Source organism: Pseudomonas sp. CG7 (assembly GCF_023701885.1).
GTDB lineage: Bacteria > Pseudomonadota > Gammaproteobacteria > Pseudomonadales > Pseudomonadaceae > Aquipseudomonas > Aquipseudomonas zanjanensis.
In genome coordinates, this window is sequence record NZ_JABAEE010000141.1 from 1 (window position 1) to 7,988 (window position 7,988).

Annotated in this window: 4 protein-coding genes; all 4 read right to left on the reverse strand. The window is 63.1% G+C overall.

The features are described 5' to 3' along the window. Positions 1 to 120: 120 nt before the first annotated feature. Entirely contained in the window at positions 121 to 1,179 is a 1,059-nt protein-coding gene (locus tag HGO40_RS29795; protein ID WP_250965962.1) for a tetratricopeptide repeat protein, read from the reverse strand. 300 nt (positions 1,180 to 1,479) lie between these two features. Continuing rightward, a complete protein-coding gene (locus HGO40_RS29800; protein WP_250965963.1) occupies positions 1,480 to 2,904 on the reverse strand; it encodes an efflux transporter outer membrane subunit in 1,425 nt (474 codons plus the stop codon). Then, positions 2,901 to 6,080 (reverse strand): efflux RND transporter permease subunit, encoded by a 3,180-nt coding sequence (locus tag HGO40_RS29805; RefSeq protein ID WP_250965964.1) that lies wholly within the window; start codon positions 6,078 to 6,080, stop codon positions 2,901 to 2,903. The genes HGO40_RS29800 and HGO40_RS29805 overlap by 4 nt, the downstream gene beginning before the upstream one ends. A 15-nt stretch (positions 6,081 to 6,095) precedes the next feature. Continuing rightward, a complete protein-coding gene (gene mexE / locus HGO40_RS29810; RefSeq protein ID WP_186709350.1) occupies positions 6,096 to 7,349 on the reverse strand; it encodes a multidrug efflux RND transporter periplasmic adaptor subunit MexE in 1,254 nt (417 codons plus the stop codon). Positions 7,350 to 7,988 lie beyond the last annotated feature (639 nt).

Consider the following 7,988-nt stretch of genomic DNA (forward strand, 5'->3'; position numbering starts at 1 on the left):
CTTGCTCCCGCTGGGTCGCGAAGCGGCCCTGTTTTGGGGCTGCTGCGCAGCCCAGCGGGAGCAAGCTCCCTCGCCACGGATTGTGTGTCTGCCCAAGGTTCCACTTAACGGCTAGTCCGCCTACATACCCTGTTGCAGGGCCGGGTCATCGGGGTTCAGTTGTTCCAGTTGCGCCAACAGGATCTGAACGTTCTGCAACTGGCCGGTCTCCTTCCAATAGTTGATCAGCAACACCCGGGCCTTGCGGTCGGCGGGGTAGCGCTGGACGATTTCCTGCAGCTGTTTCTGCGCGGCTTCCACTTCCTGTTCGGCATGCAGGGTGGTTGCCAGGTCATAGCGGTAATGGCGGTTCTCGGGTTCCAGTTCCACGGCTTTTGCCAGGCCGAGCACGGCATACTCGCTCTGGCCGTGTTGCAGCAGCCACATGCCCAGCGCATGTTGCAGATAAGCCGACGCTGGCTGGGTTTGCAACTGTCGGGCGAGTAATTGTCGTGCGGCTTCGCCCTGGCCCTGTTTGTCCAGCACTTCGATCTGCATGACCAGCGCTGGCAGGTTGTCCGGTTGCAGGCGCAAGGCCTGCTCAAGGGCCAATTGGGCTTTCTTCAATTCGGCGTTGTGCAGGTGCAGCCGGGCGAGTTGGTAGTGGGAGTCAGCGGTTTTCGGGCCGTCTTCGAGCACCTGCTCCCAAGTGTCGATGGCGATCTGCATCGCGCCGAAATACAAGCCGAGGTCATCTGGCGACAGGCCCAGCAGCGCGTTCACGGCGGCGAACCGGACGTTCGGATCGTCATCGTCCAGAAGCGGGCCGAGCAACAGGCTGCGCTGGCCCGTCGGCACCAGCCCGACGATGCTGCCAATGGCCGCCCGGCGCACGTCCGGCGACTCGCTGTGCAGGTCGGCGTCCGCCAGTTTCAGGGCTTGGGGGCTGGGGTAGTTGGGCAGTTCAGCGTGCAGCCACACACGGCGCTTGGGCGAGAGATCCGGACGTCCCAGTTGCTGGTAAAGCATCCGCGCCGCCCCCGGCTGTCCGTTGCGGGCGCTTTCCAAGGCCTCGCTGTAGCCACGCTTGATCGCCTCAGGGATCTGCGGCGTGGTGCTGCGTAGCCACACCGCGACAAGACCGATCAACAACAGGACACAGAGGCTGAGGAGCAGATAGCGGCGGCGAGGCGAGGGCATGCAGGGAATCCATTACCAGAAGCGTGAAATGCCGCAAGCTTCGGTCAGGTGGCGGCTTGAGTCAAACCTTCTAACGGCAGTGATGAATCTGTGGGAGCGAGCGTGCTCGCGATGGCGTCGGATCAGTGAGGTAGATATTGACTGACACACTGCTATCGCGAGCAAGCTCGCTCCCACAAAGGGCCTTCCCACAGTGGACCCTGGGCGATAAATAAAAAAAAGCCCCGCGTCCGAATGAGAAGCGGGGCAAAAATTTGGCTGGTTGCGGCCAACCAAAGGAGCTCGGTTGAGCCGGGCGGGTCAGTTGCTGGCGACGGTTTCCGGTTGCCAGCCGCCACCCAGGGCCTTGTAGATTGCGACGATGCCGCGGTACAGGTCCACTTCGGCCTGGGCCTGGGTGTCTTCGGCCGCCAGGCGTTCACGTTGGGCGTCGAGCAGCACGAGGAAATCCACGGTGCCTTCGCGGTAGCGAATCTCTGCCAGGTCGGCGGCGGCGCGGCTCGATTCGCTCTGGCGGATCAGCGAGATCAACCGCTGCTGACGCTTGCCATAGTCACTGAAGGCATTTTCCGACTCTTCCAGGGCCAACAGCACTTGCTGTTCGTAGTTCGCCAGGGCGCCGTCCGCCTCGGCATCGGCGCCGCGCAAGCGCGCCCGCACGCTGCCCAGGTCGAAAGCGGCCCAGGTAATGCTCGGGCCCCGCGCCCAGGCGTTGGCGGCCGAGGAGCCGATCTGCGAACCGCGTCCGGCGGTGAAACCGAGGAAACCGCTCAAGCTGACCCGTGGGAACAGGTCGGCCTTGGCCACGCCGCTGCGCGCCGTGGCGGCGGCCAGTTGGCGCTCGGCACTGAGGATGTCCGGGCGCCGTTGCAGCAGTTCACCCGGGTCGCCGATGGGCAGGGCCTTGGCGATGGCTGGCAACTGTTTCGGGCTCAGGTCCACGCTGAGTTTGTCCGGGCGTTCGCCCAACAGCGTGGCGATGCGATTGCGTTGGCGAGCCTGCTCGGCCTGCAGCTGCGGCACGCTGGCTTCCACCGAGGCCAGGCGCGCATCGGCACGGACCACGTCGAGCTGATCGCCGACGCCGGCATCACGCAGGCTTTCGGTGATCTTGCGCGAATCCTGTTGGTTCTTCAGGTTCGCCAGGGCGATCTTTTCCCGCAGTTGTGCGCCGCGCAGTTGGCCGTAGGCATCCACCAGCTCGGCGATCATCGTCACCTGCAACTGATAGAGATCGGCTTCGATCGCCTGTTGATCGGCATCGGTGGCTTCCAGGTTGCGCTGGATGCGCCCGAACAAATCCAGTTCCCAGGCCATGTCCAGGCCCAGGTCGTAACGCTCGGAGTTGACTCGCTCGTCAGTCTGCCCCATCGGGTTCTGGCCTTTGCCCAGTTCGCTGCTGGCACGGCTGGTAATGGTCGGCATGGCGTCATTGCTGGCGTCATCGCGAATCGCCCGGGCGGCCCGCAAGCGGGCGAAGGCCACGCGCAACTCGCGGTTGCCGTCCAGGGAACGGGTCACCACCGCGTTGAGGGTCGGGTCGTCGAACTGCTGCCACCAGACGCCTTCGAAACGGGCGCGGTCGAAGTTCTTCTGGCCGGCGGCGCCGTCGGTGGCGGTGGTGATATTCGCCGCCTCCGTTTGCGGTGCCTTGTAGTCCGGCCCTACGGCACAGGCACTCAATGCCAGGACCAGCAAGCTCGGCACGAACGCTTTCAAACTCATTGTTGCGCCTCCAGTTTCAAAGCCCGGGCCGCCTTGCGGGCCTCGCTGCGTTCGACGAAGTTGCGGATCAGTACATAGAAGACGGGGGTGAGCAGCAGGCCGAAGAAGGTCACTCCGAGCATCCCGGAGAACACCGCCACACCCATGGCATGGCGCATTTCCGCACCGGCGCCGCTGGAGAACACCAGGGGCACCACGCCCATGATGAAAGCGAAGGAGGTCATCAGGATCGGCCGCAGACGCAGGCGGCACGCTTCGAGGACCGCCGCCAGCGGGTTCATGCCTTCGAGCTGTTTATCCTTGGCGAACTCGACGATCAGAATCGCGTTCTTGCAGGCAAGCCCCACCAGTACGATCAAACCGATCTGGGTAAAGATGTTGTTGTCGCCACCGGAGAGGATCACCCCGGTAATCGCCGACAGCAGGGTCATCGGTACGATCAGGATCACCGCCAATGGCAGGCTCCAGCTTTCGTACTGTGCCGCGAGCACCAGGAACGCCAGCAGTACGCAGAGCGGGAACACGAACAGCGCGGTGTTGCCCGAGAGGATCTGCTGGTACGTCAGGTCGGTCCACTCGTACGTCATGCCGTTGGGCAGTTCGTCCTTGAGCAGTTTCTCGATGGCTTTCTCGGCCTGGCCGGAGCTGTAGCCCGGGGCGGCAGCACCGTTGATTTCAGCGGTGATGAAGCCGTTGTAGTGCATCACGCGGTCTGGGCCCGAGGTGTCGCTGACCTTGATGAAGGTCGCCAGCGGGATCATCTCGCCACGGTTGTTGCGCACCTTGAGCTGGCCGATCTGGTCCGACTCGAGACGGAACTGCTGCTCGGCCTGGACGTTGACCTGGTAAGTACGGCCGAAGCGGTTGAAGTCGTTGGCATACAGCGAACCCAGGTAAATCTGCAGGGTGTCGAAGATGTCGCTGACGGCCACGCCGTGGGTCTTGGCTTTTTCACGGTCGATGGCGGCATCGACCTGGGGTACGTTCACGGTGTAGCTGGTGAACAACCCGGCCAGTTCCGGCACGCTGCGGCTCTTGGTGATGATGTTCATGGTTTCTTTGTACAGCTCGTCGTAGCCCAGGTTGCCCCGGTCTTCGATCTGCAGGCGGAAACCACCGATCGTGCCCAGGCCCTGTACCGGCGGCGGCGGGAAGATCGCCATGTAGGCTTCCTGGATCTCCGAGTACTTGCCGTTCAAGGCACCGGCGATGGCGCCGGCCGACATGCTCGGGTCCTTGCGCTCGTCGAAGGGCTTGAGGGTCACGAACACGATGCCGGCGTTCGGGCTGTTGGTGAATCCGTTGATCGACAGGCCCGGGAAGGCCACGGCGCTTTGAACGCCCGGTTGCTTGAGCGCCAGGTCGGACATGCGCTTGATCACATCTTCGGTGCGATACAGGCTCGCGGCGTCCGGCAGTTGGGCGAAGGCCACCAGGTATTGCTTGTCCTGGCCGGGCACGAAGCCGGTCGGGGTAGTGGAAAAACCGAAGAACGTCAGCACCATCAGGCCTGCATAAAGCACCAGGGCGATGCCGCTGCTGCGGATGACCCGCGCGACGGTGCCCACGTAGCCATGGCTGGCGCGCTCGAAGAAGCGGTTGAATGGACGGAACAACCAGCCACCGAAGAGCTTGTCGAGGAACTTGGAGAAACGGTCCTTGGGCGCGTCATGGCCTTTGAGCAATACGGCAGCCAGGGCAGGGGACAGGGTCAGGGAATTGCTCGCCGAGATCACCGTGGAAATGGCGATGGTGAGGGCGAACTGCTTATAGAACTGACCGGTCAAGCCACTGATTAACGCCGCCGGCACGAAGACCGCGCACAGCACCAGGGCGGTGGCGATGATCGGGCAGGTCACTTCGCCCATGGCGCGCTTCGTCGCCTCCACGGGGGTGCGGCCCAGTTCGATGTTTCGCTCGACGTTTTCCACCACCACGATGGCGTCATCCACCACGATACCGATCGCCAGTACCAGGCCGAACAGTGACAAGGCATTCAACGAGAAGCCGAACAGGTGCATCACCGCGAACGTACCGATCAGCGAAACCGGCACCGCCACCAACGGAATGATCGAGGCGCGCCAGGTCTGCAGGAACAGGATCACCACCAGCACCACGAGGATCAGGGCTTCGAACAGGGTGTGGACCACCGCTTCGATGGAGCCGCGGACGAAGATCGTCGGGTCATAGACGATGCTGTAGTCCATCCCTGCCGGGAAGCCTTTCTTCAGCTCATCCATCTTCTCGCGAACGTCGTTGGAGATCTGGATGGCGTTGGAGCCCGGACGTTGGAAGATCGGGATCGCCACCGCCGGCTGGTTGTCCAGCAGCGAACGCAAGGCGTACTGGCTGGAGCCCAGTTCCACCCGGGCGATGTCCTTCAGGCGAGTGATTTCACCGTTGGCGCCGGAACGAATGATGATGTTCTCGAACTCTTCCTCATTGACCAGGCGCCCCTGGGTGTTGATCGACAGCTGGAAAGCCTGGGCATTCGGCGCCGGCGGCGCACCCAGGGCACCGGCGGCCACTTGACGGTTCTGCTCACGGATCGCGGTGACCACGTCGGTGGCGGTCAGGTTGCGCGAGGCGGTCTTGTTCGGATCCAGCCAGACGCGCAGGGAATAGTCGCCCATGCCGAACAGTTGCACATCACCCACGCCGCCCAGGCGCGCCAGCTCATCCTTGATGTTGAGCAGGGCATAGTTGGACAGGTAGAGCATGTCGTAGCGTTGGTCCGGCGAGGTCAAGTGCACGACCATGGTCAGGTCGGGCGATGCCTTGTCCACCGTGATGCCGATTCGGGTCACTTCTTCCGGCAGCTTGGGCTCGGTCCGGGTGACGCGGTTCTGCACCTGCACCTGGGCATTGTCCAGGTCGGTGCCGAGGGCGAAGGTGATGGTCAGGGTGATCTTGCCGTCAGCGGTGGACTGCGAGGACATGTACAACATGTTCTCGACACCGGTGATGGCCTGCTCCAGGGGCGCGGCCACGGTTTCGCCGATGACCTTGGGGTTGGCGCCCGGGAAGTTGGCGCGTACGACCACGGTCGGCGGCACGACTTCCGGGTATTCGCTGATCGGTAGCTGGAACAGCGAGATGGCGCCGGCGATCAGGATCAACAGCGAAAGCACTGCTGCGAAGATCGGCCGCGAAATGAAGAACTGGGAAAATTTCATCTTGGATTCAGTCCCTTAGTCGCGTGGGGTCGCAGCGGCCAGTTTGCCTGCCGAGCCTGACGCCGCCTTGGAGGGCGCGACTTGGGGCAGGTTGCTGGCTTCGAGCGCTTTACGTTGTTGTGCCAGGGCGGCAATGGTTTCTTCGCTGGCCATCGGCACGGTTTCAGGCGTGACCGGTGCACCCGGACGAGCCCGTTGCAGCCCCTTGACGATGATAGTGTCGTCCTTGTTCAGGCCGCTGCGCACGATGCGCAGGCCTTCGATCTTCGGCCCCAGCTCGACGGCGCGGTAGGCCGGCTTGTTTTCGGCGTCCATCACCAAGACGAATTTCTTGCCCAGGTCGGTGCCCACGGCTTCGTCGTTGATCAGCACGGCGGCGTAGGTGCCGCTGCCCACCAGCTTCAAGCGGGCGTACAGGCCTGGGGTGTAGGTGCCATCCTTGTTGTCGAACACCGCGCGGCCACGGATGGTGCCGGTCTGTGGGTTGACCTGGTTGTCGACGAAGTTCATCTGGCCCTGGTGCGGGTTGCCGTCCTCGTTGGACAGGCCCATGTAGACCGGCGTGGCCTGGCCGCGCTGGCCCTGGCGGGCGAGTTGGGTGTACTTGAGGAAGACCCGCTCATCGGCGTCGAAGTAGGCGTAGACCTTGTCGGTGGACACGACGCTGGTCAGCGGCGTGACATCGGCGGTCACCAGGTTGCCGGCGGTGATTTCCGCGCGGCTGACGCGACCGCTGATGGGCGAGGTAACGCGGGTGAAGCTCAGGTTCAGTTTCGCCAGGTCCAGCTGCGCCTGGATGGCTGCGGCGGCGGCGCGGGCTTCCTGGGCGGCGCTGGTGCGCGAATCCGCCAGCTCGGCGGAAATGGCATTGCTCAAGCGCAGGCGTTCGCCACGTTGGGCTTCATTCTCGCTGCGGGTGGCGGTGGCGCGGGCCTGGGCCAGTTGCGCTTCGAGACGACGGACTTCAGCCTGGAAGGGGCGTGGGTCGATCTGGAACAACAGGTCGCCCTTCTTGACCAGCGCGCCTTCGGTGAAGGCCACTTCGTCGATCTGCCCGGAAACCCGCGGGCGGATCTCAACGGTTTCTGGCGCTTCGAGGCGACCGGTGAATTCATCCCATTCGTTGACAGGCTGCTCCAACACCTTGGCCACACTGACTTTGGCCGGCGGCATGGACGCTGCCGTGTCGGGAGTCTTGCCGCAGGCGCTCATCACCAGCACCGCCAGCAGCGCGAGGGGAAAACGCAGTTTTGAAAGTGAATGTTCCATGGATAGCATCCGCCAATGTATTGAGAATGGGCGGATGATGCGTGGCGCAAGACACCGGAACGAATCGAATGAAGCAAAGGTAACTATCATTCAGAATGATATAAGCCATCAATGAGACCTCTAGTCCGGGCAATGCACCGTATTTTTGGAAACCGATGGGCTCGTGGCGAGGGAGCTTGCCCGGCATCAGGTCTGGAAACACCCGAGTCCCCTGTGGGAGCCGAGCTTGCTCGCGATGACGGTGCCCAGCCGACATCACCGCTAACGGACCCACCGCCATCGCGAGCAAGCTCGCTCCCACACGGAAATTGGCGGTGGACACAAACCTTGTGGCCACTCGAGAACCCAGTGGGAGGGCCATAGGGTTTTGTAGCCTCAACCAAACTGCCTTTGTGGCGAGGGAGCTTGCTCCCGCTGGGCTGCGCAGCAGCCCCAAAACCAAGCACCGCGTGGCGTCAGGCAGATCGCATGCAGCTTATTGGGGCCGCTTCGCGCCCCAGCGGAGCAAGCTCCCTCGCTACGGGCTTGAGTGCTCGGCATCAGGTCTGGAAACACCCGAGAACCCCTGTGGGAGCCGAGCTTGCTCGCGATGACGGTGCCCAGCCGACATCACCGCTAACGGACCCACCGCCATCGCGA

Bases quoted from the DNA above. Each gene is read 5' to 3' on its own strand.
- HGO40_RS29795 (WP_250965962.1), bottom strand. From the start codon at position 1,179: ATGCCCTCGCCTCGCCGCCGCTATCTGCTCCTCAGCCTCTGTGTCCTG.
- HGO40_RS29800 (WP_250965963.1), bottom strand. From the start codon at position 2,904: ATGAGTTTGAAAGCGTTCGTGCCGAGCTTGCTGGTCCTGGCATTGAGT.
- HGO40_RS29805 (WP_250965964.1), bottom strand. From the start codon at position 6,080: ATGAAATTTTCCCAGTTCTTCATTTCGCGGCCGATCTTCGCAGCAGTG.
- mexE (WP_186709350.1), bottom strand. From the start codon at position 7,349: ATGGAACATTCACTTTCAAAACTGCGTTTTCCCCTCGCGCTGCTGGCG.